This window comes from Paenarthrobacter sp. Y-19 (assembly GCF_029223985.1).
In the GTDB taxonomy this organism is placed as follows: Bacteria; Actinomycetota; Actinomycetes; order Actinomycetales; family Micrococcaceae; genus Arthrobacter; species Arthrobacter nicotinovorans.
The window spans coordinates 3501185-3523322 of record NZ_CP119414.1 but is presented as its reverse complement, the minus strand read 5'-3'; the positions used below and the strand labels follow the sequence as shown (position 1 = coordinate 3523322).

Here is a 22138-nt window from a genome sequence, read left to right as displayed (position 1 = left end):
ACCTTCTGGACAACCTTCTGGACGACCTTCTGGACGACCTTCTGGACAATGGCGGCAATTTTGGCAGATCCACAACCCCGGAACACTGGAGCGCACCTCGTTTACAACGAGCTGAAGCGGCGAATCCTCAGCCTCGAACTCAAACCAGGTGAACGCATCTACGAGCCGGCAATGGCCACGGAGCTCCAGGTCAGCCGGACCCCGCTCCGGGAAGCGATCCGTCGGCTGATCTCCGAAAGCCTGCTTGAGCAGCAACCCACTGGTGGAGTGCTTGTTCCGCTGCTGGACGAGAAAGCCATTTCCGAGTTGTACGACGTCCGGGCCGCCTTGGAGTCCCTCATGGCACGGGAAGCATGCGCCAATGCCACTGCAAAGGACCTCGAAGAGCTTCAAGGGATCGTGGCCCGCAATGCCGCGTTGGTGGACTTTGCTGATGAAGCCATGAAGTACGGGGTTGCCCTGCACGCCGCGATCGCCAAAATCGCCGGGAACTCCTGGGCACAGCGCTTTCATGAGCAGATCGCCAGCCAGGTTGAACGGTACCGGTACTTCACCAACAACGCCCCCGAACGTCGTGAAGAGGCGCTCGCCAATCACCGGCTACTGGTGGACGCCATTGCCTCCAAGGACGCGGAGAAGGCGGCCCGGGTTGCCTTCGACCACGTCATTGGTGCCCGCGACGAGACGTTGCGGGTCATTTCCCACAAGGGCCTCGACGTCCAATGATCGGCGAACTGGGCCGACGCTCGTCCACGGCACTGCTTGTCCACTCGGCATTGATCCAGGCAGTGACCTTCCTGGTCCGCCCTGCTGCCACCTATCGGGCCCTTGAACTTGATGTTCCGCCGTTTGCGTTGGGTGTCCTCGCAGCCAGCTATGCGGTTTTCCCGTTGCTGCTGGCGCTGCCAATCGGCGGACTTGTGGACAGATTGGGTGAGCGCCGCCTCATGGCGATCGGGGCCGCCGTCGTTCTTGGTTGTTCTGCTTTCCTGCTGTTTTGGGGAACGTCGGTGGCTGCGCTGGTGGCCGGCACAGCGCTTCTTGGGGCGGGGCAATTGGCGTGCGTGGTAGGCCAACAGGCGGTGGTGGCGAACAACGCGGCGTCGTCGCGCCTGGACTCGGCATTCGGGTATCTGACGTTCGCCGCCTCACTGGGCCAGGCCCTCGGACCGTTGGCCATCTCAGTGGTGGGCGGCGCGACCGTGCACCCGAACACCGAGGCCATCTTCATCCTTTCGGTCGGCATGAGCCTGGTGCTGTTCTTGACCACGTTCGTGATTTCCCGCAAAGTCAGCGGCCGGACAAACAGGGCCAAAGCCAGGAACGCGCCCAAGGGCGGGGCGATCGCGTTGCTGAGAACACCGGGCGTCGCCCGGGCGCTTGCCACGAGCGCGACGGTTCTGGCCGTCGTCGACCTGACCGTCGTTTACCTTCCCGCCCTCGGTGCCGAACGCGGCCTGACGGCGGCCACCGTGGGTCTGATGCTGACTGTCCGTGCGTTGTTCTCCATGGTTTCCCGCATCGGCCTCGGCAGCATGTCGCGCAAGCTGGGACGTATGAAGCTGCTGGTCCTGAGCCTGGCCATCTCCACCGTGGCCCTGGCAGTGGCGGCCATTCCGATGCCGGCGTGGCTGCTGTTCGTTGTCATGGCGTTCCTGGGCCTGGGGTTGGGAATCGGGCAGCCCCTGACCATGTCGTGGCTTTCAGCGCAGGCCCCCGCCGGCCAACGGGGTCGCGCGCTGGCCTTGAGATTGGCGGGCAACAGGGTTGGCCAAGTGGTGCTGCCCAGCGCCATCGGTGTTGTCGCCGTCGGAATGGGCGCGGCGGGAGTGTTCCTGGCGTCCGCAGTTGCCGTGGGCGGAACGATGCTGCTGCTGCGGGGTGTCCGACTGGACGACTGATTTCGCCGTCACGTTCTGCCCCTTGGCCGCACTGCTCATTAGGCGGGAAAGTAAGGGGGCGGTTCCCAGTGGAGAAATGCACAGTGTTCGGGATGGCAGATCCGGATGCCTTGCCGGTGCGGTACTACAAGGCGTGGGAGTACTTCCTGCCGGGCGATGAAGTCGACGTCAGGAACGCCGGTGGTGTCCCCACCCCCGGACTGGTCGTGGCGGTCATGCCGGACGGCAGCGGAATATGGGTCTACATCAACGGCGTCGGGCAACGGCTTTTCGGCGTAGATGAAGACGTGGACATCACGGTCACCGGGACTCCGGCAGGCGCCGGCCGGGAGAATGCATGAAATCGCACCTGACAGCGCCCCGCCCCTACTCCGCGAACAGCGCCGCCAGGTCCTCAGCGGTCAAAGAACCGCCGGCCAACGCGTCGCCTTCCATGACATCCGCGAACAACTGCGACTTCTTGGCCTTCAGCGCCATGACCTTCTCTTCGATGGTGTCCTTCGCGACGAGCCGGTAGACCATCACGTTCCGGGCCTGTCCAATGCGGTGCGTGCGGTCCACGGCTTGTGCCTCCGACGCGGGGTTCCACCAAGGATCCAGCAGGAACACGTAGTCCGCCTCGGTCAGGTTGAGCCCGAAGCCGCCGGCCTTCAACGAAATCAGGAACACCGGTGCTGAACCGTTCTTGAACTCGCTCACGACGTCGCCGCGGTTGCGGGTGCTGCCGTCGAGGTAGCAGTACTCCACGCCTTCCTCGTCCAAGCGCTCGCGGACCTTCCCAAGGAAGCCGGTGAACTGGCTGAAGATCAGCGTGCGGTGGCCCTCGGAGATCACGTCCTCCAGTTGCTCAAACAACACGTCGAGCTTGGATGAGCGCACACCGGACAGCGAGGAATCCACCAACGATGCATCCAGGCTCAGCTGCCGGAGCAGGGTCAGGGACTGGAAGATCGTGAAGCGGTTCTTGTTGACGTCGTCGATCAGTCCCAGGATCTTCTGCCGTTCGCGCTGAAGATGCGTTTGGTAGACCTTCTGGTGCCGCGGGTTCAGCACCACTTCAAGGACCTGTTCCTGCTTCGGCGGCAGGTCCTTGATGACCTGCTCTTTGGTGCGGCGCATCATGAGCGGACGGACACGACGCCGGAGCTTGCCCAGTTGCGCGGAGTCACCGTTCTTCTCCACGGGCTTTTGGTAGTTTTCGGCAAACCTCTTGGGGCTCGGGAACAGGCCCGGCGCCACGATGGAGGTCAGTGCCCAGAACTCCATGAGGTTGTTCTCCAGCGGGGTACCCGTGATGGCCAGCTTGAACCTTGCCGGGAGCTTCCGAGCGCACTGGTACGCCTTGGACTGGTGGTTCTTCACGAACTGGGCCTCGTCGAGCATCAGCCCGGCCCATTGGAACGAGGCGTAGGCATCGTAGTCAATGCGGAAGAGCGCGTACGAGGTGATGACGACGTCGGCACCCGTCAGTGCTTCCGACGGCGCCATGCCGCTCTTCGCGAAAGTCTCACCAACGGTGCGGACCACCAGCCCCGGGGCAAAGCGCTCCGCTTCAAGTGCCCAGTTGCTGACAACACTGGTGGGCGCAACCACCAGGAAGGGAGCCCGGGGGATCACGTCAGCAGAGGCACCCTGCGCAGCGGTCGCTGTCTCAGCGGCCAGGTCCTTCGCCGCGCAGATCAGCGCGATTGCCTGCACGGTCTTGCCCAGGCCCATGTCGTCGGCGAGCACACCGCCGAGGCTGTGCTTGTACAGGAAGCTGAGCCAGTTGAAACCTTCGAGCTGGTACGGACGAAGCTCAGCGTTAAGTCCGGCCGGAAGCGGCAGTCCGGTCACGCCGTCGTCGAGCAGTCCGCCTACAGCCTCGCGCCACGCGGCGGCCTGTTCATCCACGATCCCCAGCTGCGCCAGCTCGTCCCAGAGCCCGGCCTGGAAACGGCTGATCTGCAGGGTGCCGTCCTTGTTGTCCGGGTTGTCCTGCAGGGAACGGGCTTCGTCGATCAGGGCCCGCAGCTGGTGGAGTTCGGGCAGATCCAGCGAGAAGTAGGCGCCGCTGGGCAGCAGCATGCGGCTCATCCCGGCTGCGAGTGCCGAGAACACGGCGGCGAATGAGACGGGTTCGCCTTCGAGTGTGATGACGATACCGAGGTCGAACCAGTCGCCGCTGGCCGTCTCCTTGGTGGAGATGGACACAACAGGTGCTTCGGCGGCTTCGCGGTAGTCGGCGATGTCGCCGGATGTTTCAACGACGACGTCGGGCAGGTCCTTGAGCGCGGGCAGCACCTCTTCCGTGAAGGCCAGCGTGTCCAGTCCACCCAGTTCAGCGGTAGCTGCCAGGCGCGGAGCACCCCAGCCGCCGGTGGCGGACTCGGCGAGCGCCGGGACCACGTCCCACGGCCGGCCGAGTGACTCCAGGATTCGGGCTTCTTCGGGATCGTCGCGGTAGCCGCGGTCGTCGGGGTGGCGCCAGAGTGGCTGGGCCGTGACGAGGGTGCCGGACTTGTAGTGCCACTCCCAGTGCAGCCGAACCTTGTGGTCGTTGCCGTAATTGGCCAGCAGGGACAGTGTGGGGACCGCCAAGGTGGGCAGTTCGACGGACTCGTCAGCGGCCTGCACTGGCGTCGATTGCCGCAGCTTGGGGTAGAACGAGGTGAGGAAGCGGCTTTCGTCTTCGGCCGGGATCTGGAGTGTCTGGCCTTCGGTGACGAATTCCAGCAGCTCGTCGCTGATGCCGCCCTCGATCGGTGCGAGGGTGATCAGGTTTTTCTGCTGTGGCACGCCGGGCAGGGTGTCGCCGGCGTGGGTGAAGAAGATGCCGTTGGCCGGCTTTCCCAGGAAGCCAACGGTTCCCGGGTCCACCGCTTCCCCGCCCAGGGTGACGGACGGCGCGAGCTGCAGCCCGCCGTCGGGCGTTGTGCTTTCGGTTCCGTCCGCGTCAAGGCGCGCCAAACTAAGTCCGACGACGGCGGACTGGGTCTCGACGCGGACGGGCTCGCTCCCAGCGGAGTGGATGAGGGGGATGCCGGCTTTCGCGGCGTCGGCCAGGAGGGTCCACAGGTTCTTGGCGGCGAAGTCGTTGAGGCTCAGCCACATTGCCCCGGAGGGTTGCTGGCGTCCGTTGCTGGAACCGTGCGCGGCCAGGAATGTTTGGAGCCACTCGACGTGGACTTCATTGAATTCGCGCCGGAAGCTGATGTAGCTGAGGTTGTTCCAGGACACGTCGCCGCGGATCCATTTGCCTTTGGCGCCCATCATGACGGGGCGGGCCTTGAGCTGGCGGACGCTGCGCATGGGGTCGCGGCGTCCTGTGTAGGAGAAGTGGGCCGCGGGCTCTTCAATTTCGAATTGGAGGGCGAGCGGGATTCCTGCCGCGCTGGGTGCGGTTCCGGGCTTGGCGATCAGCCTGTTGAGGGCTTGTTCCCAGGCAGGCCGGGCCGAGCCGCCCTGTTCCATGGCGCCGTGCCGCGACGTTTGGATTCCGGGCGCCTGCGACAGGAGCTGGGAACGGATGGTGGGGTGGTCCTCGGCGGTGAAGAGCAGCGCGGCGACGTGCTTGCAGTCCTTCCGGACCGGGCAACTGCAGATACCCACAGTGCAGCTCCAGCCGGCGGGCTTGCGGACCAGTTTGGCCGACGTCGAATAGGGTTGCGGGCCGCTGCCCCGAACCTTGCCGAGGAGGAGCCCGGTTGCCGCGTCGAAGGAAATCCCGCTCACGCGGCTGCCCATGGCATAGGCCAGTCCGGCCGCCAGGGAGCGGTCGTTAATGGCAGGAGTCTGAATGGCCAGTTCCCAGGATTCGTCTGTGTGGGACGGCATGCGTCGGGCTACTTTCGGCAGGAGGTTATCTGCTCAATCTTAGTCAGCAGAAAACAGCTCCCAAACTTCGCCCTCCGTTAACCTCAACCTCGATTGCCGCGCCGCTCCCACGCGTACGTTGAAAGTGTCCGGAGCACCATCAGCTTTCAGCAGTGAGGATTCCCCATGACTACCAACGAGTACCCCGTCGTCCTGAACAAGACCGGATTCGAAGCCGGCAATGCGGATGTTGTGGATTCCAACGTCAACGTCGTGAACCAGATGTACCAGGAGCTCCTCAACAGCGACGAAATCGCGCTCCCTGCGCTCAACAGCTACTTTGTGGATTTCTACCTGACGCAAGCGCTGTCCGGCGGCTTCGCCCAGTACGTCTTCACCGCGCCGGAGCGTGAGGAAGTTGATGAGTATGTCCGCGCCGGGCTCGAAGCCATGGGCGCTGAGCGGCACCTGGATCTCTTCAACCGAACGGCTGCGGCGTTTGACGCGCTGACGGAAGAGGAAGCAGAGGCCTACCTGGACGGCGAACTGGATGAGTCCGAGACTCCCGTTCCCGCGGTTGTGGCCTTGGACGAACTCGACGGCGAGTTCGAAGCCTTGCTTGAGGAAGAGGACATCATCGATCTCAACGCTGCCTACCTGCGCGACCAGTCCGAGCTCCTGGTTCTTTCCGAGGATGAGATCGAGGAACACATCGCTGCCCGCGTGGCCCAAATCCCGGACCTGGCCGAGCGCCAGGCAGAGGCAGAAGAGGAAGCACTGGCCAACGCTCCCGAGTTCGAGGTCATCATCCGCGAATTGTGCGATGTGGCCGGCTACTCCTTGGAGAAGATCACCATGGGCAATCCCAACTACGAGCACGACGGCGTGAAGACCCTCGCCTGGCACTTCTCCACCGACCACGGGGACTACCTCATGATCGAGGACGACGACGAGGCCTTCATGATCCACCCGGAGACGAAGGAAATCATCGCGGCCGTGGAGTTCGAAGAGTCTGAGGAATTCGCGGACGCCTAAACCGCCCCGATGTAGCCGAAAACGCCGGAGCGCTGCGGATTCGCCGTGGCGCTCCGGCGATTTCGGCGCGCTCCGGCGTTCTGGACGTGCTCCCGCGTTGTGGGGCTAGCTTGTCCTGGCCCGGCTGAGCTTGACGAAACCCCAAACTATGGAGGCCTGCCAGCAGACGAGCAGGCCGATCCAGATCCAGTCAAAGCCGCGGTTTGCCGCGTTGATGGCCATGGCTATCAGCCCCAAAGTCCAAGCGACCTCCTGCAATGCAAGGAATCCCAGGTTTGGCGGTGTCTTCGCTGTGTTTTTCGCTGCCATCTTCCCTCCCCAATGAGTAAATGGCAGTCTAACGGACGGGCGAAACCGTACCGGGCTCAGTATCCGGATGCCGCGGCGCCCTTGACCATCTCCCCGCTCGGGCTGACCAGGTACCAGACGCCGCCCACGCCCTGTCCGGTGACGTCGCCGGCCGCTTTGTCCTTGGCGTAGTAGTACAGGGGCATGCCGTTGAGGGTGACTTGCTTCTTCCCGTCAGGCGTTGCGATGGTGCCCACCGTTCCGGTGACGCCGTCAACGCCGGGCGCGTCCGACGTCGTGGTGAAGACGGGCCAGGCCTGCAGGCAGGCGCCGGTGCACGCGCTGGTGCCCGAGTCCTTCACGTCCTTGGTAAAGAAGTAGAGGCTCATCCCTTTGCTGTCCACCACGATCTGCCCCGCGCTGGACGACGCCGTCTTCATCTCAGCACCAGCTGCGGTGCTGGCGGCCGGGGACGAGGACGCCGCGGACGGGGGAGCGGAAGTACTTGTTCCCGAACTGCCGCCGCACCCCGCCAGTGCTGCCGCAACGATCAATGCACCCAATCCAAAGCCAACTTTGTTCTTCATGTCCAGCTCCTTGAGACGAGCCGGTCGGGAGGGCCGGCGCTAACCCCTACGACGCCGGACGGGTGAGAATGGTTCATGCTTGCTGAACCTTTTTGGGGCTCGGCGCGTCGTATAGGCGAAGGGCTGCGGAAACAGGACGAGGAGGTGCCGATGCCGTTGGACGAAGACGTGGTGGCTGCGATTTACCGCGATCACGGCACGGCGCTGAAGAGGTTTGTCATCAGCTGTACCTCGGACTCCCATCAGGCCGACGACGTTGTGCAGGAAACCATCCTCAGGGTTTGGCAGCATGCACCACAGATCACAGGAAGCCTGCGCAGCTACCTCTTCCGGACAGCGCGGAACGTCATCATCGACAACTACCGCAAAGCCCAGAGGCGTCCGCACGAGACCGGCGAATACGACCTCCCGGACAACGCAGCCGCCGAACGCGTGGACGAGCTCCTGAACCGAGTACTCATGGAAGAGGCGTTGCTCCGGCTCAGCGTCGAGCACCGCGAGGTCCTGGTGGCCTTGCACTATCAACGGTTCACCGTGGTGGAGGCGGCGCTTCAGCTGAACATCCCGGCCGGAACAGTGAAATCCCGGGCTTTCTACGCAGTGAAGGCCCTCCGAACAATCCTCGATGAAATGGGGGTGGAACGATGAACGGCAACCCCGTCCACCAATTGCTGGGCGCCTACCTCCTGGGAGGTTTGGAACCCGGCGAAGCCCGCACGTTTGAGGACCACCTCGAATCATGCGCTGACTGTCGGCGTGAACTGGAAGAACTCGCCAGCTTGCCTGCACTCCTGGACGCCGTGCCCGCTGCCGACGCGGTGGCCCTCACCGCCGCCGGGGCCACACCCCTTGCACCGCTGGCAATGGAACCGGAGCCGCTCCCGGAAAAGGTCCTGGTTGACCTGGCGGTCCGAAGGCGGAAATCACGACGCCGGTGGGCAGCTTTTGTTGGCGCTGTCGCCGCTGCTTGCCTCGCGGTCGGGTTCCTGGCCGGACCGTTGTTGAACCAGCCTCCGAAACCGGATGCCAGCTATTCGGTGCAGTCGGACGGCGGTTTGCAGCTGACGGTGGACATGGTCAAGAAGACCTGGGGCACTGAGCTTGAAGTTGAGGGCCGGAGCATGCCGCTTGAGGGCACTCTCTATCTTTGGGTCAAGGGCCGCGACGGCGCCGAAGAGCGCACCTGCGGCTGGACGGCCACGCCGAGTGGACGGATCAAGATCACCGGTGCCACACCCGTTCAGTTGGCGGGGATCGCCGGGGTTGAGCTGCGTGACGAGGCCCAGAAGACGGTGGCGTCCATTTCGGTGCCGTGAAACCAGGTGCCTTAAACCAGGTGCCGTGAAGCTAGGCGCCGGCGCCTTGGGCTTTCAACTCAGCCACCAACGCAGGGTCCTCGCAAGCACGGGCGAACGCTTCGATCCGTCGTTCGATCTCCCTGCCCAGGAGCCAGCCGCCGACTCTCTCGGCGACGGGCTTGATGAGAGCCGGCCGGCACGAAAAGGTGTACTTCCAGACTGCCCGGGTGCCGCCGTCGTCCGGGGTGAACCGCCAGCCGCCGCCGAAGTTCTCAAAAAACCACGGACCGGACACCATGGTCATGCCCACATTTCGCGGGGGAGCGTAGGAGACGTATTCGCTGACCATCTTCAATCCCATGCGCGAAACGGTCCGGGTCCGCACACCCTTTCCGGCTGCTTGGGCACCATCCATGAATGCCTGCGCGGAAATGAAAGGATCCCACTTGAGCCGGAACGCGCCGGTTGTCTGGGAGAGGGCAAAAGCTGTTTCAGGATCCAAACGGATGAAGCGTTCCGCGCGTACCTGTGGCATCAGAATCCCTGCCCTGATCCGAGTACCAGGAACACCATGAAGGCAATGCCGAAGACGTTGACCGCCATGATCGCCAGCCCGATGATTCCAGTGATGCGTCCGGCGTTCATACGCCCGGCCCGGAAGACGGCAATGAGGCCACTGATGACGGCCACAATGGACAGCAGGACGGCCACCCCGGCCAGAACCAGGGCTCCGATCCACCAGGCGTCGTTATCCGGGTTGTAACGGCTTAGTGACGAGGCGATGGCCGCAAGGCCAAGGGGAATACTGACCACCGCGGCAATCGGCGACAAGACTGCGGAGACGATGCTGGTGATGCCGGCGCCCAGACCCCGGGTGCCTTGTCTCTGCGGCTGTTGGTAGTAGTCGATCGGTGGCTGGTAGCTCATGATTCCCCCAAAGTCCGTTGGCTAAAGCTTGCGGTACGTGAGGTCGAAGATCATACGCCCGGCCTCGTGCGCTTTGTTCTCAAAGCTCGTGCGGATCCGGCCCTCGAACCGGGGAGCCCAGCCGCCTTCTTCGTCCACTCCCTCATTCGGGCCGGTGTGCTCGGTACTGACCGGCGCGCGGCCCTCCCTGACGGGCGCACCGCCCACAACGGACTCGACGCCGGACTGCCACACTTGCGTCAACGGGCTCTCCTCGCCGCTGCGCTCGCCTTCGTGCATGTTCTCGAACTCCGTGGATCCCGCCAGGACTTCCCGGACGTGCACGGCATAGTTGGACCAGTCCGTGGCGATCCTCCAGTAGCCGCCCTTCTGGAGGGCTTTGGCAGCAACGGAGGCGAAGGCCGGCTGGATGAGACGGCGCTTGTGGTGCCGTGCCTTGTGCCAGGGGTCAGGGAAGAACACCCATAGTTCGCTGACCGACCCTGCAGGCAGCATCGATTCGAGGACCTCGGGTGCGTTGGCTTCCACCACGCGCACGTTGGTCAGGCCCCGGCTGTTGATCTTGATGATGGTGTTGGCCAGCCCGGGTGTGTAAACCTCGACGGCAAGGAAGTCCTTGTCCGGGTTCTGCTCGGCGGCGTGAACCACGGCGTCGCCCAGTCCGGAACCGATCTCGACAATCAAGGGCGCCTTCCGCCCGAAGACAGCCTCGGCGTCGAAGGTGTAATCCGGGTGCACGGAGGTGTTGGCGACATGACGGGGGACCTGGATGGCCCAGCGCTCCGCGTACTCTTCCCAAGCCGCCTGCCTCCGACCCTGCAGGCGTGTGCCGCGGCGCACGAAACTGACCGGGCGGCCACCGTAGGTACCGAAGGAAGCCTGGCTGCCGGGGGTGACAGGGCGCGGGGAATCTGGGGTTTCACTCATCCTTTCCAGAATACTTGGGTTCGGGCAGGGGGCTCTGCCGAGGGGGCGGGCGCTTGTCTTTGGACGAAGCATCACCATCAAAATAAGGGGAGTGTTAGGCTCGGCTCCAATGACGCGCTTACTGGTCTTGGAGGCGCTCACTGGTCTTGGGGGAAAGCATGGGAAGCTTGCGGTCATTTGCGTTCAAGTCGGCGGCACTGGGCGCCTTGTTGTTGGGCTCGACGACCTTGGGCGCGGCTCCCGCTGCAGCGGACTACCAGGATTGGGTTCCGCCGATCTTCGGCATGCCCTACGTGGGTTCCGAACTGACCATCGGCAGCGCCGACCATGGGCTGCAGGTGTGCCCGCCCACAGCTGAGGCCCCGCATGGCTTCGTCATGGAGTGGCTGAGCAACGGCGAGCCACTGCCTGCCGGGCGTCAGGGCGAATCCCTGAAACTGCTCCCCGAAGACCGTGGAAACCGTATTTCGTTCACAGCCCACGGCGTGTGCTCCGAAGAGGAAGTTTTCCGGAGCGATGAAACAGCTCCGATCGCCGCCTCCAGCCGTTCCATGGGCTGGACCGGGCGCGGCAACTTTGAGCTCCTGGGCCGCACGGATAACGGCACGTTGGTCCTCTATCCGCATGCTTATACGTCCGAATACCGAATGTGTCCTTCCGGCGCCGGGTGCACCTATTACAACCACACGATCGAAGAACCAAGAGTGGTTGGCCGGGGCTTCGGCATTTTCGACATCGTTTTCTCCACCGGTGATTTCGACGGCGACGGAAACAACGACCTCCTGGGCCGTGACAGCGCTGGAACCCTGCACATCTATCCAGGCGATGGGGAGGGCGGCTGGCTTCCGCCCAGGCAAGTTGGCTGGGGCTGGAACATCTTTGACACTGTCGTCGGCCCGGGGGACTTCGACGGTGACGGAAACAACGACGTCCTGGCCCGGGACTCCGCCGGAGACCTCTACCTATACCCGGGAGACGGCGACGGCGGCTGGCTGACGCCATCACGCGTTGGGACCGGCTGGGACGTGATGAACAAGATCGCCACCCCCGGCGATACCGACGGCGATGGCGCTGTGGACATCTATGCCAGGGACGGCGCCGGCATCCTGCACCAGTACCCCGCAGACGGAAACGGTGGCTGGAAGCCGCCGTCGATCGCGGGCCACGGTTGGGAGCTCATGACCGAAATCAGCGGAGCCGGCGTCTACGAACCGCTCTACGGAAACCGGTACTCGGCCCTGAAACCCCTCAACGACATTGTGGCGATCGATGAAACAGGCGATATGCGGCTCTTCCTGAATTCGGAGTTCGGAGCGGGCCTGTTCGGAAACACGCACATAGGCGTGGGCTGGGGTTACTTCGACACCCTGATCTAGCCCGCAACTGAGGTCGCGTGCTGGTCACAATGACCCCATCACGCGTCCCCAACACGTGGCTGACAGAATAGGACGTGTGACCTCCTCGAAGATGCCCGGCTACCCAGAGAAATCCGTCCTGCCCGAGATTGCGGCCGATGCAGAGATCGATGAAGAACCGGCCGCCGGCCCCACGCAGCTCCGGGGCAGGAGAGGCCTGGTCTACCTGGGCATCTGCCTGGTACTGATCGGGCTGAACCTCCGAACGGTCTTCTCCAGCTTCTCCGCGGTCCTTCCGGAAATAACGTCCGACGCCGGTCTGCCGGGTTGGTCGCTGGTAGTCCTCACCACGGTGCCGGTCACTTTGCTTGGCGTCTTCGCGCCCCTTGCCCCCATCCTGGCCCGCAGGTTCGGCGCGGAACGGGTGCTCCTGGGCGCCATGGCTGTCCTCACTGCGGGCCTGCTGCTCAGGCCCGTGGACGTACCCGGAGTGGGCCATCTCCCGGGGCTTCTCGCGGGCACGGCGGCCTGTGGTGCTGCGATTGCGCTGTGCAACGTGCTCCTGCCGGGCGTGGTCAAGAGGGATTTCCCGCACCGCCTCGGCTTGATGGGCGGCCTCTACACCACAGCGATCTGCGCGTCCGCGGCCTTGGGCGCGGGGTTCACGTATCCGGTCTTTACGGCAACCGGCCAGTGGACTTCGGCGCTGTGGTTCTGGGTGGTGCCTGCCGCCGTCGTGCTTTTGCTGTTCCTGCCGCTGGCCATCAAGCAACCGTCGGTAAGGCACCAAGCCGTCCATGGTGGCGTGAACGTCTGGAAATCGGCCGTGGCCTGGCAAGTGACGATGTTCATGGTGCTGCAGGCGATGATGTCCTTCAGCGTGTTCGCGTGGATGGCGCCGATCCTGCGCGACCGGGGCATCGACGGTGCAACGGCCGGGCTCATTGTTTCGGTGTCGATCGTGCTGCAGATGCTCGGCTCCCTGTTTGCCCCGGCCCTGGCGACGCGTTTCAAGGATCAACGGATCATCAACATGGTGGTGGCGTTGATGACCGGCGGTGGTTTCGCACTGACGATCTTCGGTCCCACTGAACTGATCTGGGTCTGGACGGGCCTCAACGGGCTGGGGCAAGGCTCGCTCACAGCAGTGGCCCTCACCATGATCATGGTTCGCACCCGCGACGCCCACACGGCCGCGCACCTTTCGGGAATGATGCAGGGCGTGGGCTACGGGGTTGGTTCGGTCGGCACTCTCATGGTGGGGCAACTCCATCAGGCCACCGGCGGGTTCGCAGCCGCCGGAATCCTGTTCCTGGTGGTCGGTTCGCTCGCGGCTTTCTTCGGCTACCGGGCCGGCCGCGACCGCTTCGTTTAACGTTGCGAGGCCCACTCTGCGTCCCCACCGCCCGGGTTTGGGAATAGCGTGCAGAGCGGGCCTCGCAACGAAGTAGCTAGACGGTCAGGTCCTTGCCCTTCGTCTCCGGGATGGAGACAGCGAACGCGATACCCACCAGCAGCAGGATCACGGCGTACACATTGAAGAGGTAGCCCTGTCCGATGGTGCCGAGCCAGGTCTGCAGGTACGGGGCCGTGCCACCGAAAACCGCCACGCAGATGGAGTACGGAACGCCGACGCCGATGGTGCGGATGTGGGTCGGGAACAGTTCGGCGTACACGGCAGGGACGATCGCTGCGCTGCCGGCGATGAAGAACAGCATCACGGACATCGACACCGCCAACTGCCACGGAGAGTCCTTGAGCAGCCACGTCATGGGGAAGTGCAGCAATGCAGCGCCAGCGGAGGAGGCGATCAGCACCGGCTTGCGTCCGATCCGGTCCGACATTTTGCCCCAGAACGGCAGCGCCGCGATGAACACCACGTTGGCAATCACGCCGGCCCACAACGCCGCGCCGCGGTCCATCTTCAACGAGGTTGCGGCGTAGCTCGGTGCCACGACGCCCCAGATGTAGTAGACAACCGTCAGGCCAACGGTGAGGCCGATGACCTGCAGGGCCTGCTTGCGGTACTTGACGATCTGCGGCCAGATGGCCAGGCGCTTCTCCTGCGGAGCTTCGGCCTCAAACGCTTCGGTTTCCTTCATCTTGGCCCGCATGAACAGTGCGTAGATGCCCAGTGCGCCGCCGATCAGGAACGGGATGCGCCAACCCCAGGCGCTCATGTCGCCCTTGCTCAGGACAGCGGTGAGGATGGCACCCAGCAGCGTCCCGGCCAGGATTCCGGCGGTGCCGGAGGTGTAGATGAGGGTCGCCCAGAAGCCTCGGTGTTCCTTGGGTGCCATCTCGGACAGGTACGTTTGCGACGACGGCAGCTCGCCACCGTGGGCGAGGCCCTGGATGAGCCGGGCAACCAGCAACATCACCGAGGCGAAGGCGCCGACCGATTCGAACGTGGGCGCGACACCGATGAGGAGGCTGCCCACAGCTCCGAGTGCCACAGCGACGGTCATGGACGTCTTGCGGCCGATCCTGTCACCGATCCAGCCGAACACGAACCCGCCGAACGGCCGGGCAACGAACCCGACGGCGAAGATCGCCAACGTGGACAGCACGGCTGAGGTGGGGTCGGCGCTGCTGAACAACGCGCTCGCGATGAACGGCGAGAACGTGGCGTAGATGGCCCAGTCGTACCACTCGACGGCGTTGCCGATGCCGGTGCCGACCAATGTCCGCACATGCGACTTGTGGGCCTTGACGTCCGTGGACGTTCCAACGGTGGTGGTCATGTGATTCTCCAAGGGGGGTGGGGAGGCTAGTTGCCGGAGAGGGTTGCGATGCGGGATACGGCGAGCTCTGCATACAGCGCGGCACCGTCGGTGAGGACGCCGTCGTCGAACGTGGCGTAAGGGGAGTGGTTGAACGGCGACGTCGTGTGGTCGGCTCCGGGAGCGACGGCACTGAGGCCCACGAACGTGCCGGGGACCTCGGCGAGGACGCGGGAGAAGTCCTCCGAACCGCTCAGGGGAGTGGCCATGCGGGTGTACCGGGACTCGCCGAACATCCCGGCGATGACCTTTTCGGCGGTGGCGGTCTCGTCGTCGTTGTTGATGGTGAGGGGGTATTCCTCCTGGTAATGCACGTCAGCCTCCAGGCCGTGGGCTGCGGCAATACCGTGCAGCAGCCGGGGTACTGCTTCCATCATCTTCCGGCGGGACTCCTCGGAGAAGGTCCGGATGGTGGCTTCGATCCGTGCGGTCTCGGGAATCACGTTGCGCTTGGTTCCGGCGTGCAGGACGCCGACGGTCAGGACGACGGGGTCGAACATGTTGAACTGCCGCGTGACCATCACCTGCAGGGCGGTGACCATTTCGGCGGCGGCTGTGACGGGATCCTTGGCGGAGTGGGGCGCTGAACCGTGGCCCCCCGCGCCCAGCACGGTCACCACGAGGCCGTCCGAGGAGCTGAGCATGACTCCGGGTTTGGTGACGAACTGCCCGTGCGGCTCCAGTGAGGAGAAGACGTGCATCCCGTAGGCGGTGTCCGCGCGTCGGCCCGCGGCGTCTAGGACGCCCTCCTTGATCATGTAGCTGGCACCGTCGAAGCCTTCTTCGCCCGGCTGGAACATCAGGATGACGTCGCCGGCCAGTTGCTCCCTGCGCTCGGCCAGGAGGGTGGCAGCGCCGGCGAGCATGGAGGTGTGGAGGTCGTGGCCGCAGGCGTGCATCGCGCCGTCCACGCGGGAGGTGTAGTCAACGCCGGTGTTCTCCTGCACGGGGAGACCATCCATGTCGGCGCGCAGGAGGACCACGGGCTTCTCAGCCGAAGCGTGGGCCGCACCTCCTCGCAGTACTGCGGTGACCGACGTCGTTTCCTTCCCCAGGGTGATCTCGTACGGAAGTCCGTCCAGTGCCTTGAGCACCTTCTCCTGCGTGCGGGGGAGCTGCAATCCGATCTCCGGTTCGCGGTGGAGGTCGTGGCGGAGGCGGACGATGTCCCCTTGCAGTTCTTTGGCGTCGGCGGCGAGTGTCATGAAGTCTCCTGATCCATAAGGTGATGTGTTCCTTATGCCATTTTGTGGTGACCTGCTTCACATGCTCGAAAACAACTGTAAATATGCATTTTGCTGCTTGCAGCACACGATTCATGCACGCTTCTGGGAGAATCAGCTCATGGAACTCAGCGAAGAAGATCTGCGTTTGGTCAACGCCTTGCAGATATCGCCCCGGATCAGTTGGTCCGACGCCGGCAGCGTCCTGGGCGTCCACGCCACCACCCTGGCATCCCGCTGGGACCGCCTGAGGGCTGCGGGCGCTGCCTGGACCACGGCGCATCTGATGGGCGATCCCAAGGACATGTGCTTGGCCATGGTGGACATCGACTGCGAAATGCACCTCAGGCCCGAGGTGACCGCCGCCGTCGCGCAACTGCCCGAGGTCATCACAGTGGAAGAAGCTGCCAGTAACCGCGACCTGACACTGACGGTCATCACCCAGGACCTGGAACAGTTCAGCACGCAGGTGTTGCCTCGGCTCAAGGAAGTACGGGGACTCACCAAGTACCACACGGCTCTCTGTACACGGATCCACACCAGCGGCTACGCGTGGCGGCTCAATGTGCTCAGCAAGGCGGAACAGCAGGCATTGCGGTCGCTGGCGGGACCTGAATCCGCCAACCCTTCTTCTCCCGACACCGTCGTGGCGCCCTTGCCGGAGACGCACCTGGCGCTCATCCCGTTCCTTGCCCGGGACGGCCGCGCCACTGCGGCCGAGATCGCTCGGGCGCTGGACCGGAATCCAGCCACCGTGCAGCGCCAACTGGGACGCGTCCTGGCCAGCCGCATGCTGTCCTTCCGCTGCGAAATAGCCCAGCAGTACTCAGGCTTCCCCATCACCGTCCAATGGTTCGCCAATGTCCCGGCAGGTCAGCACGAGGCCGCAGCCACCGAGCTCAGGGCCATCCGCAACATCCGCTTCTCCGCATCCACCACGGGGCGCACCAACTTCACCATGATCATGTGGCTGCGCTCCCTGGCGGATGTCATGGAAATGGAGCTCACCATCCAGCAGCGGATCCCCGGCATTGAATTGGTGGAAAGCGTGGTGATGCTCAATACGGCAAAACGGGTGGGGTGGATGCTGAACCCGGACTCGACCGCCACGGGAACAGTCGTACCGCCCTACGGAGACCTGCTGCCGGAGGGCGCCTAAGCCCGCTTCGTGGCCCTCAGGACAGTGTCCAGGGTGGTGCCCGATTCACCGCTGGGACCCGAAGCCGTCCGCGCCCTGTCCGTCAGCACGTGGACGAACCACGGCTCGGTATCTAGCCGCAGGGCTCCCGCCAGCTGCTCCGGAGTGAAGAAAAGCCCGGCCTCGTGGTGGTGCTGGCTCCAGGACGGCAGGCCGTGCGGGTGATGCCCCACCACCAGCAATGTCCCGCCAGGCGCCACAGCCCCGGCGGCCGAGGTGACCGAATCACGCCACGGCAGCAGGGGCGAATGCAGGAACTGTGCCGAGACCAGATCGAAGTCCGGCTGCGGCTCCCATTCCGTCAGGTCCTGCTGCTGCCACGTGATCCGGTCAGCGACGCCTGCTTCCTCGGCGTGCGCGGCCGCGCGTTCAAGCGCGACGGCGGACACGTCCAGGGCGGTAACCGTCCAGCCCTGCTTCGCGAGCCAGATAGCGTCCCCGCCTTCCCCGCAGCCCAAATCGAGGGCCTTGCCGGGCTTCAGGTCCTTGGCTTCGGCCACCAGCTGCGCGTTCGGATTCCCGCTCCAGATCTTCGGCCGCTCCCGATACATGCCGTCCCACATGTCCACGGCGTTGTCCGCATCTTTATGGAGGTTCAAGCCACCTTGCTGGGCGCCTTCGTGGGTGTGTTGGCCGTGCTGGTGGGTGCCGCCGTCGTGCGTGTGTTCAGTCATGACCCAAGCGTGCCAAGAGGCTGCAGCGGAAGGCAATGCCTTTTGCTGTTTCGGCAAAGCCGGCAGGCAGTTTGGCTCTGCAGTCAGTTTGGCTAGTCCGGCAGCATCCACCGTTGTGCCCCGGCGCCCGACGCACCGAGTTCGTCCGACGGGTTCTGGAGCGTGCACGATTTCAAGCTCAGGCAACCGCAGCCAATACACCCGTCGAGGTCGTTGCGCAGGTGCTGCAAGGCCGCGATCCGTTGGTCGAGTTCCTCCCGCCAGCGCAACGACAACCTGCTCCAATCCCTCTTGGTGGGCGTGCGGCCTTCGGGCAATGAGTTCAGCGCCTCCCGGATGTCCTTGAGCGGCAGTCCCACCCGTTGCGAGGTCTTGATGAACGCGACGCGCCGGAGTGTGTCACGCCGGTACCGCCGTTGGTTGCCTGCTGTCCGCTCGGCTTCGATAAGCCCGTTGCGTTCGTAGAAATGAAGGGCCGACGGCGACACTCCGCTGCGCTCGGAGAGCTCACCAATGGTCAGTGGCCGGTGGGCGGAGGCGGTGGGCATGGACCTTCTTCCGGTAGGGGTGTGCTGGATTGACCTCAACATTAGTTGAGGTTCTAGGCTGGCGTCCATGACCTCAGACACCTCAACGGCCGGAATTCTGGGCCGCCCGTACCTCCTTGCCACCGTGGGGGCCTGCGCGCTGGTATTCCTCAGCGCGTTCGAGTCCCTCGCAGTGACAACCATCATGCCGCTCGTGAGCCGGGACCTGGACGGAGCCAGTCTCTACGCGCTTGCCTTCGCCGGACCACTGGCTACGGGCGTGATGGGTATGGTGGCGGCCGGCAACTGGTCCGACCGTCGAGGGCCGGCGGCGCCCCTGTACTCCTCGGTGGCACTGTTCGTTGCCGGCCTGCTGATCGCCGGCATGGCCGGAACCATGGAGATCCTGGTGCTCGGGCGCTTGGTACAGGGCCTGGGCGGCGGCGCGATGACCGTTGCCCTCTACGTGCTGGTGGCCCGTGTGTACCCACCCGGGCTGCACCCGAAAATCTTTGCCGCCTTCGCCGCGTCCTGGGTGGTTCCGTCGCTCGTTGGTCCGTTCGCCGCAGGTGTCGTGGCCCAGCTGAGCAGCTGGCACTGGGTCTTCCTGGGTGTCGTGGGCCTGGTGGTGCCAGCGCTGCTGATGGTGGTGCCGGCAGTCCGGGGCATGTCGTCCGAGCCTCCCGCCGAAACGGTTCCGTGGGCTCTCGGGCGCATGGGATGGGCGGCGCTCGCAGCTGTTGCCGTCCTCGGGCTTAACCTCTCCGCTGAGGTGCCGGGAGTTGGTGGGGTGATTGCCGTCGTCGCACTTGTCCTTGCCGTGGTGGCTGTCCGGCCGCTGGTGCCGCGCGGGACACTGACCGCCCGGCGGGGACTGCCCAGTGTGATCCTGGTCCGGGGCCTGGCGTCGGCGGCGTTCTTCGGGGCCGAGGTCTACCTGCCGTACCTGCTGACCGAACGCTATTCATTCACGCCCACGTTTGCCGGGCTGACACTGACCGGTGCGGCACTGGCGTGGGCCGGGGCGTCGGCGATCCAGGGGCGGCTTGGAACGCGTCTGGCTGATGACCTCGCCATCAAGATCGGTGCCTCGCTGGTGCTGGTGGCCATTGTCCTCACCCTCGTGACGGCCGCGCTGGCGCTGTCCGCCGCCGTTGCCATTGGCGGGTGGATCCTTGCCGGCGGCGGGATGGGACTGATGTACCCGCGCTTGTCCGTCATGACGTTGGCGCTGTCCACCGAGGAGAACCAGGGCTTCAACAGTGCGGCCATGTCCATCTCCGACTCCCTGGGCGGTGCGCTGTCCCTCGCCGCTACAGGACTGGTCTTTGCGGCATTCACGACGACGAACCCGTTTGCGGCGGTCTTCGCACTTACGGCGGTGATCGCCGTCGTCGGGGTTCTGATGGCGCCGAGGGTCGCCGCCCGCGCGGCCGCAACCAAGTCCCCGAACGTCGAACCGGAGCTCTCGCACCACGCCTGACCCGTTGTGGGGCCCGCTTTGCGCGCTTTGCAGGCCCGGAAGCACGCATAGCAGGCCCCGCAACGCCGGCCGGGTTAGTTGTGGGGCCCGCTTTGCGCGCTTTGCAGGCCCCGAAGCACGCATAGCAGGCCCCGCAACGCTGGCCGATGCAAGGTTCCACCCCCATCACTGCTAAGCTAGGAACACTTGATGTGCGGTGACGCCCTGAAGCAGGTGGCCTGAAAGGCTGCGCGACGGGGCATTTTTCATGTGAGAGGCACATCCTGCGTCGATGAACGCGTTCTATTTGGTCCCGGCCACCGCTGTTGCAGCGAACCGGTAGACCACCTGACTTTTCCTCGGCGAACCCCTGGCCCAACCGGCGTCGGGGGCCGATGTCCGCAACTGGACACCGCCCGAAAGACATGAAGTTTATGACTACTTTTGCTGCCCTTGGCACGCCCAAGGCCATTGCTGATTCCCTCGCTGCAGACGGCATCGAAGAGGCATTCCCCATCCAGGTGAAGACCCTCCCGGACACCCTCGCAGGCCGCGACGTCCTGGGCCGTGGCCGCACCGGCTCCGGCAAGACCATCGCTTTCGCCATCCCGCTCGTGGCCCGCTTGGCCGAGCGCGAAGCCAAGCATTTCCGCAAGCCCGGCCGCCCCATGGGCCTGGTCCTTGCACCGACGCGTGAACTGGCAACCCAGATCAACGCCACCATCGAACCGCTGGCCAAGGCCATGGGCCTGAACACCACGGTCATCTACGGCGGCATCTCCCAGGCACGCCAGGAGAAGGCGCTGCGCGCCGGCGTCGACATCGTCATCGCCTGCCCGGGCCGCCTCGAAGACCTGATCCGCCAGCGCATCCTGACCCTCGAAGCCGTTGAGGTCACCGTGCTGGACGAGGCCGACCACATGGCCGACCTCGGCTTCCTCCCGGTGGTCAAGAAGCTCATGGACATGACCCCCACCCAGGGTCAGCGCCTGCTCTTCTCCGCGACGCTGGACAACGGTGTTGACAAGCTGGTCAACCGTTACCTGTCCAACCCGCTGACACACTCCGTGGACGATCCCCAGGCCGCTGTCACCACCATGGAACACCACGTCCTGGTGGTCAACGACCAGACTGTCAAGAAGCAGCTCATTGTTGAATTGGCTTCCGGCGCCGGCCGCCGCGTCCTCTTCATGCGGACCAAGCACCACGCCCGCAAGCTTGCCAAGACCCTCACCGACGCCGGCATCCCCGCCGTTGACCTGCATGGCAACCTGTCGCAGAACGCCCGCGACCGCAACCTTGCCGAGTTCTCCAACGGTGACGTCCGCGTCCTGGTGGCAACCGACGTCGCAGCCCGCGGCGTGCACGTTGACGACGTCGAACTCGTCATCCACGTGGACCCGCCCACAGAGCACAAGGCATACCTGCACCGCTCCGGCCGCACGGCCCGCGCAGGTTCCGATGGCACCGTGGTCACGCTGACCCTTCCGGAGCAGCAGAGCGACGTCAAGAAGCTCATGAAGGCTGCCGGCGTTGACGTTTCGTTTGAGCGCGTCACTGCCAACTCGCCGTTGGTTGCCGACCTCGTTGGCGAAATCGCCGACAAGGTCGATCCCCGAACCCGTGCAGCACTCCTCGCGGCGAAAGCCCCGCAGGGTGGCGGCACGTCCACCGGCGCGAACGCACAGCGCAAACGTGCACGCCGTTCCACGCAGGCTGCTCCCACGGCCGGCGGCCGTGGCGGTCGCAACGGACGCGGAAAGGTCGCGGCTGAGCCGGTTCGCACCGACGTCAACCGCGCCGAGCGTCGCGCAGCAATGAACGACGACGTCGCCCGCAGCTCACGTGGCCGCGGCAAGTCCGGTGCCACTCACCGCAACGACGTCCCGGGCTCGCAGGGCCAGGGCGGCCGCAGTGGTCGTCCGGCTACCGGCCAGCGCGCAGCTTCGGCTCCTCGCACGGCATCCACCACCTCTACGCGTACCGGTGGGAACAAGGCCGTATGGTCCTCCGCTACGGGCGCTACGTCCGGTGGATCCTACGGTTCGGGTTCCGGCAACTCCGGTCGCGGTGGATCCGGCGCAGGCCGTTCGGCACGCAGCGGTCCCCGCCGCGCGTCGGCTCCTGCTTCGAACGAGCGCCGCGGCCGCTAACCTCC

General features: G+C 64.7%; 21 protein-coding genes. 11 read left to right on the top strand and 10 right to left on the bottom strand.

All coding sequences use genetic code 11. From position 1 onward, the window contains the following. The first annotated feature begins 60 nt into the window (after window positions 1–60). The 3 genes from PYR64_RS16455 to PYR64_RS16445 all read left to right on the top strand — a co-directional run bounded on the left by PYR64_RS16455 (window position 61) and on the right by PYR64_RS16445 (window position 2242). Complete coding sequence (locus tag PYR64_RS16455; protein WP_039243027.1) at window positions 61–726, top strand: GntR family transcriptional regulator; 666 nt, start codon at window positions 61–63, stop codon at window positions 724–726. Continuing rightward, window positions 723–1901 (top strand): MFS transporter, encoded by a 1179-nt coding sequence (locus tag PYR64_RS16450; RefSeq protein ID WP_039243025.1) that lies wholly within the window; start codon window positions 723–725, stop codon window positions 1899–1901. The genes PYR64_RS16455 and PYR64_RS16450 overlap by 4 nt, the downstream gene beginning before the upstream one ends. Before the next feature lie 92 nt (window positions 1902–1993). Further along, window positions 1994–2242, top strand: coding sequence for a hypothetical protein (locus PYR64_RS16445; RefSeq protein WP_229778633.1), 249 nt, complete (start codon window positions 1994–1996; stop codon window positions 2240–2242). Between the two features lie 25 nt (window positions 2243–2267). Here PYR64_RS16445 and PYR64_RS16440 read toward each other — a convergent pair whose 3' ends face one another. Then, window positions 2268–5717, bottom strand: a complete 3450-nt coding sequence (locus PYR64_RS16440) for a DEAD/DEAH box helicase (RefSeq protein WP_275776398.1) — start codon at window positions 5715–5717, stop codon at window positions 2268–2270. Window positions 5718–5882: 165 nt separating this feature from the next. Between PYR64_RS16440 and PYR64_RS16435 the strand changes: the two genes are divergently transcribed. After that, the gene (locus PYR64_RS16435) at window positions 5883–6731 is read left to right on the top strand and encodes a hypothetical protein (protein ID WP_275776396.1); all 849 of its coding nucleotides are present in this window, start codon (window positions 5883–5885) and stop codon (window positions 6729–6731) included. A gap of 105 nt (window positions 6732–6836) precedes the next feature. Here the strand turns inward: PYR64_RS16435 and PYR64_RS16430 are convergent, their stop codons facing one another. Together PYR64_RS16430 and PYR64_RS16425 are read right to left on the bottom strand one after the other, a co-directional pair. Next, entirely contained in the window at window positions 6837–7040 is a 204-nt protein-coding gene (locus PYR64_RS16430) for a hypothetical protein (protein ID WP_055972672.1), read from the bottom strand. 56 nt (window positions 7041–7096) lie between these two features. Then, the gene (locus tag PYR64_RS16425) at window positions 7097–7606 is read right to left on the bottom strand and encodes a hypothetical protein (RefSeq protein ID WP_064722529.1); all 510 of its coding nucleotides are present in this window, start codon (window positions 7604–7606) and stop codon (window positions 7097–7099) included. A 150-nt stretch (window positions 7607–7756) separates the two neighbouring features. On the opposite strand from PYR64_RS16425, the gene PYR64_RS16420 reads away from it, so the two are divergent. Together PYR64_RS16420 and PYR64_RS16415 are read left to right on the top strand one after the other, a co-directional pair. Further along, window positions 7757–8254, top strand: coding sequence for a sigma-70 family RNA polymerase sigma factor (locus tag PYR64_RS16420; protein WP_275776393.1), 498 nt, complete (start codon window positions 7757–7759; stop codon window positions 8252–8254). Continuing rightward, the gene (locus PYR64_RS16415) at window positions 8251–8922 is read left to right on the top strand and encodes a zf-HC2 domain-containing protein (protein ID WP_275776391.1); all 672 of its coding nucleotides are present in this window, start codon (window positions 8251–8253) and stop codon (window positions 8920–8922) included. Before PYR64_RS16420 ends, PYR64_RS16415 begins: the two co-directional genes overlap by 4 nt. A gap of 31 nt (window positions 8923–8953) precedes the next feature. Here the strand turns inward: PYR64_RS16415 and PYR64_RS16410 are convergent, their stop codons facing one another. Genes PYR64_RS16410 through trmB form a run of 3 tightly spaced genes read right to left on the bottom strand, consistent with a single transcriptional unit; the run spans window position 8954 to window position 10758 of the window. Continuing rightward, on the bottom strand, window positions 8954–9439 hold the full coding sequence (locus PYR64_RS16410; RefSeq protein ID WP_275776389.1) for an SRPBCC family protein: 486 nt from the start codon (window positions 9437–9439) through the stop codon (window positions 8954–8956). Then, window positions 9439–9831 carry a hypothetical protein gene (locus PYR64_RS16405; protein WP_018778294.1) on the bottom strand — a complete coding sequence of 131 codons (393 nt, stop codon included), beginning with the start codon at window positions 9829–9831 and terminating at the stop codon, window positions 9439–9441. The genes PYR64_RS16410 and PYR64_RS16405 overlap by 1 nt, the downstream gene beginning before the upstream one ends. Window positions 9832–9852: 21 nt before the next feature. After that, complete coding sequence (trmB, locus tag PYR64_RS16400) at window positions 9853–10758, bottom strand: tRNA (guanosine(46)-N7)-methyltransferase TrmB (RefSeq protein ID WP_275776386.1); 906 nt, start codon at window positions 10756–10758, stop codon at window positions 9853–9855. 158 nt (window positions 10759–10916) lie between these two features. Between trmB and PYR64_RS16395 the strand changes: the two genes are divergently transcribed. Together PYR64_RS16395 and PYR64_RS16390 are read left to right on the top strand one after the other, a co-directional pair. Then, window positions 10917–12134, top strand: coding sequence for a VCBS repeat-containing protein (locus PYR64_RS16395; protein WP_275776384.1), 1218 nt, complete (start codon window positions 10917–10919; stop codon window positions 12132–12134). 91 nt (window positions 12135–12225) lie between these two features. Next, window positions 12226–13488: a CynX/NimT family MFS transporter gene (locus PYR64_RS16390; protein ID WP_275779982.1), complete on the top strand. Its 1263-nt coding sequence runs from the start codon at window positions 12226–12228 to the stop codon at window positions 13486–13488. Between the two features lie 76 nt (window positions 13489–13564). On the opposite strand, the gene PYR64_RS16385 is transcribed toward PYR64_RS16390, so the two are convergent. Together PYR64_RS16385 and PYR64_RS16380 are read right to left on the bottom strand one after the other, a co-directional pair. Next, the gene (locus tag PYR64_RS16385) at window positions 13565–14857 is read right to left on the bottom strand and encodes an MFS transporter (RefSeq protein ID WP_018778299.1); all 1293 of its coding nucleotides are present in this window, start codon (window positions 14855–14857) and stop codon (window positions 13565–13567) included. Between the two features lie 26 nt (window positions 14858–14883). Next, window positions 14884–16101: a M20 family metallopeptidase gene (locus PYR64_RS16380; RefSeq protein WP_189076230.1), complete on the bottom strand. Its 1218-nt coding sequence runs from the start codon at window positions 16099–16101 to the stop codon at window positions 14884–14886. Window positions 16102–16240: 139 nt separating this feature from the next. Here PYR64_RS16380 and PYR64_RS16375 point away from each other — a divergent pair, with 139 nt between their 5' ends. Then, the gene (locus PYR64_RS16375) at window positions 16241–17278 is read left to right on the top strand and encodes an AsnC family transcriptional regulator (RefSeq protein WP_110505263.1); all 1038 of its coding nucleotides are present in this window, start codon (window positions 16241–16243) and stop codon (window positions 17276–17278) included. On the opposite strand, the gene PYR64_RS16370 is transcribed toward PYR64_RS16375, so the two are convergent. Together PYR64_RS16370 and soxR are read right to left on the bottom strand one after the other, a co-directional pair. Further along, complete coding sequence (locus PYR64_RS16370; RefSeq protein WP_275776378.1) at window positions 17275–17991, bottom strand: class I SAM-dependent methyltransferase; 717 nt, start codon at window positions 17989–17991, stop codon at window positions 17275–17277. The genes PYR64_RS16375 and PYR64_RS16370 overlap by 4 nt on opposite strands. A gap of 92 nt (window positions 17992–18083) precedes the next feature. Then, entirely contained in the window at window positions 18084–18608 is a 525-nt protein-coding gene (soxR, locus tag PYR64_RS16365; RefSeq protein WP_081623354.1) for a redox-sensitive transcriptional activator SoxR, read from the bottom strand. Between soxR and PYR64_RS16360 the strand changes: the two genes are divergently transcribed. Further along, on the top strand, window positions 18607–20001 hold the full coding sequence (locus PYR64_RS16360) for an MFS transporter (protein ID WP_275776375.1): 1395 nt from the start codon (window positions 18607–18609) through the stop codon (window positions 19999–20001). The two genes, soxR and PYR64_RS16360, sit on opposite strands and share 2 nt — an antisense overlap. Window positions 20002–20414: 413 nt before the next feature. Beyond that, window positions 20415–22133, top strand: coding sequence for a DEAD/DEAH box helicase (locus PYR64_RS16355; RefSeq protein WP_275776373.1), 1719 nt, complete (start codon window positions 20415–20417; stop codon window positions 22131–22133). Window positions 22134–22138: the final 5 nt, after the last annotated feature.

Excerpts from the sequence above, each read along its gene's own strand:
- PYR64_RS16450 (WP_039243025.1), top strand. The coding sequence starts at position 723 with ATGATCGGCGAACTGGGCCGACGCTCGTCCACGGCACTGCTTGTCCAC.
- PYR64_RS16445 (WP_229778633.1), top strand. The coding sequence starts at position 1,994 with ATGGCAGATCCGGATGCCTTGCCGGTGCGGTACTACAAGGCGTGGGAG.
- PYR64_RS16440 (WP_275776398.1), bottom strand. The coding sequence starts at position 5,717 with ATGCCGTCCCACACAGACGAATCCTGGGAACTGGCCATTCAGACTCCT.
- PYR64_RS16435 (WP_275776396.1), top strand. The coding sequence starts at position 5,883 with ATGACTACCAACGAGTACCCCGTCGTCCTGAACAAGACCGGATTCGAA.
- PYR64_RS16430 (WP_055972672.1), bottom strand. The coding sequence starts at position 7,040 with ATGGCAGCGAAAAACACAGCGAAGACACCGCCAAACCTGGGATTCCTT.
- PYR64_RS16425 (WP_064722529.1), bottom strand. The coding sequence starts at position 7,606 with ATGAAGAACAAAGTTGGCTTTGGATTGGGTGCATTGATCGTTGCGGCA.
- PYR64_RS16420 (WP_275776393.1), top strand. The coding sequence starts at position 7,757 with ATGCCGTTGGACGAAGACGTGGTGGCTGCGATTTACCGCGATCACGGC.
- PYR64_RS16415 (WP_275776391.1), top strand. The coding sequence starts at position 8,251 with ATGAACGGCAACCCCGTCCACCAATTGCTGGGCGCCTACCTCCTGGGA.
- PYR64_RS16410 (WP_275776389.1), bottom strand. The coding sequence starts at position 9,439 with ATGCCACAGGTACGCGCGGAACGCTTCATCCGTTTGGATCCTGAAACA.
- PYR64_RS16405 (WP_018778294.1), bottom strand. The coding sequence starts at position 9,831 with ATGAGCTACCAGCCACCGATCGACTACTACCAACAGCCGCAGAGACAA.
- trmB (WP_275776386.1), bottom strand. The coding sequence starts at position 10,758 with ATGAGTGAAACCCCAGATTCCCCGCGCCCTGTCACCCCCGGCAGCCAG.
- PYR64_RS16395 (WP_275776384.1), top strand. The coding sequence starts at position 10,917 with ATGGGAAGCTTGCGGTCATTTGCGTTCAAGTCGGCGGCACTGGGCGCC.
- PYR64_RS16390 (WP_275779982.1), top strand. The coding sequence starts at position 12,226 with ATGCCCGGCTACCCAGAGAAATCCGTCCTGCCCGAGATTGCGGCCGAT.
- PYR64_RS16385 (WP_018778299.1), bottom strand. The coding sequence starts at position 14,857 with ATGACCACCACCGTTGGAACGTCCACGGACGTCAAGGCCCACAAGTCG.
- PYR64_RS16380 (WP_189076230.1), bottom strand. The coding sequence starts at position 16,101 with ATGACACTCGCCGCCGACGCCAAAGAACTGCAAGGGGACATCGTCCGC.
- PYR64_RS16375 (WP_110505263.1), top strand. The coding sequence starts at position 16,241 with ATGGAACTCAGCGAAGAAGATCTGCGTTTGGTCAACGCCTTGCAGATA.
- PYR64_RS16370 (WP_275776378.1), bottom strand. The coding sequence starts at position 17,991 with ATGACTGAACACACGCACGACGGCGGCACCCACCAGCACGGCCAACAC.
- PYR64_RS16360 (WP_275776375.1), top strand. The coding sequence starts at position 18,607 with ATGACCTCAGACACCTCAACGGCCGGAATTCTGGGCCGCCCGTACCTC.
- soxR (WP_081623354.1), bottom strand. The coding sequence starts at position 18,608 with ATGGACGCCAGCCTAGAACCTCAACTAATGTTGAGGTCAATCCAGCAC.
- PYR64_RS16355 (WP_275776373.1), top strand. The coding sequence starts at position 20,415 with ATGACTACTTTTGCTGCCCTTGGCACGCCCAAGGCCATTGCTGATTCC.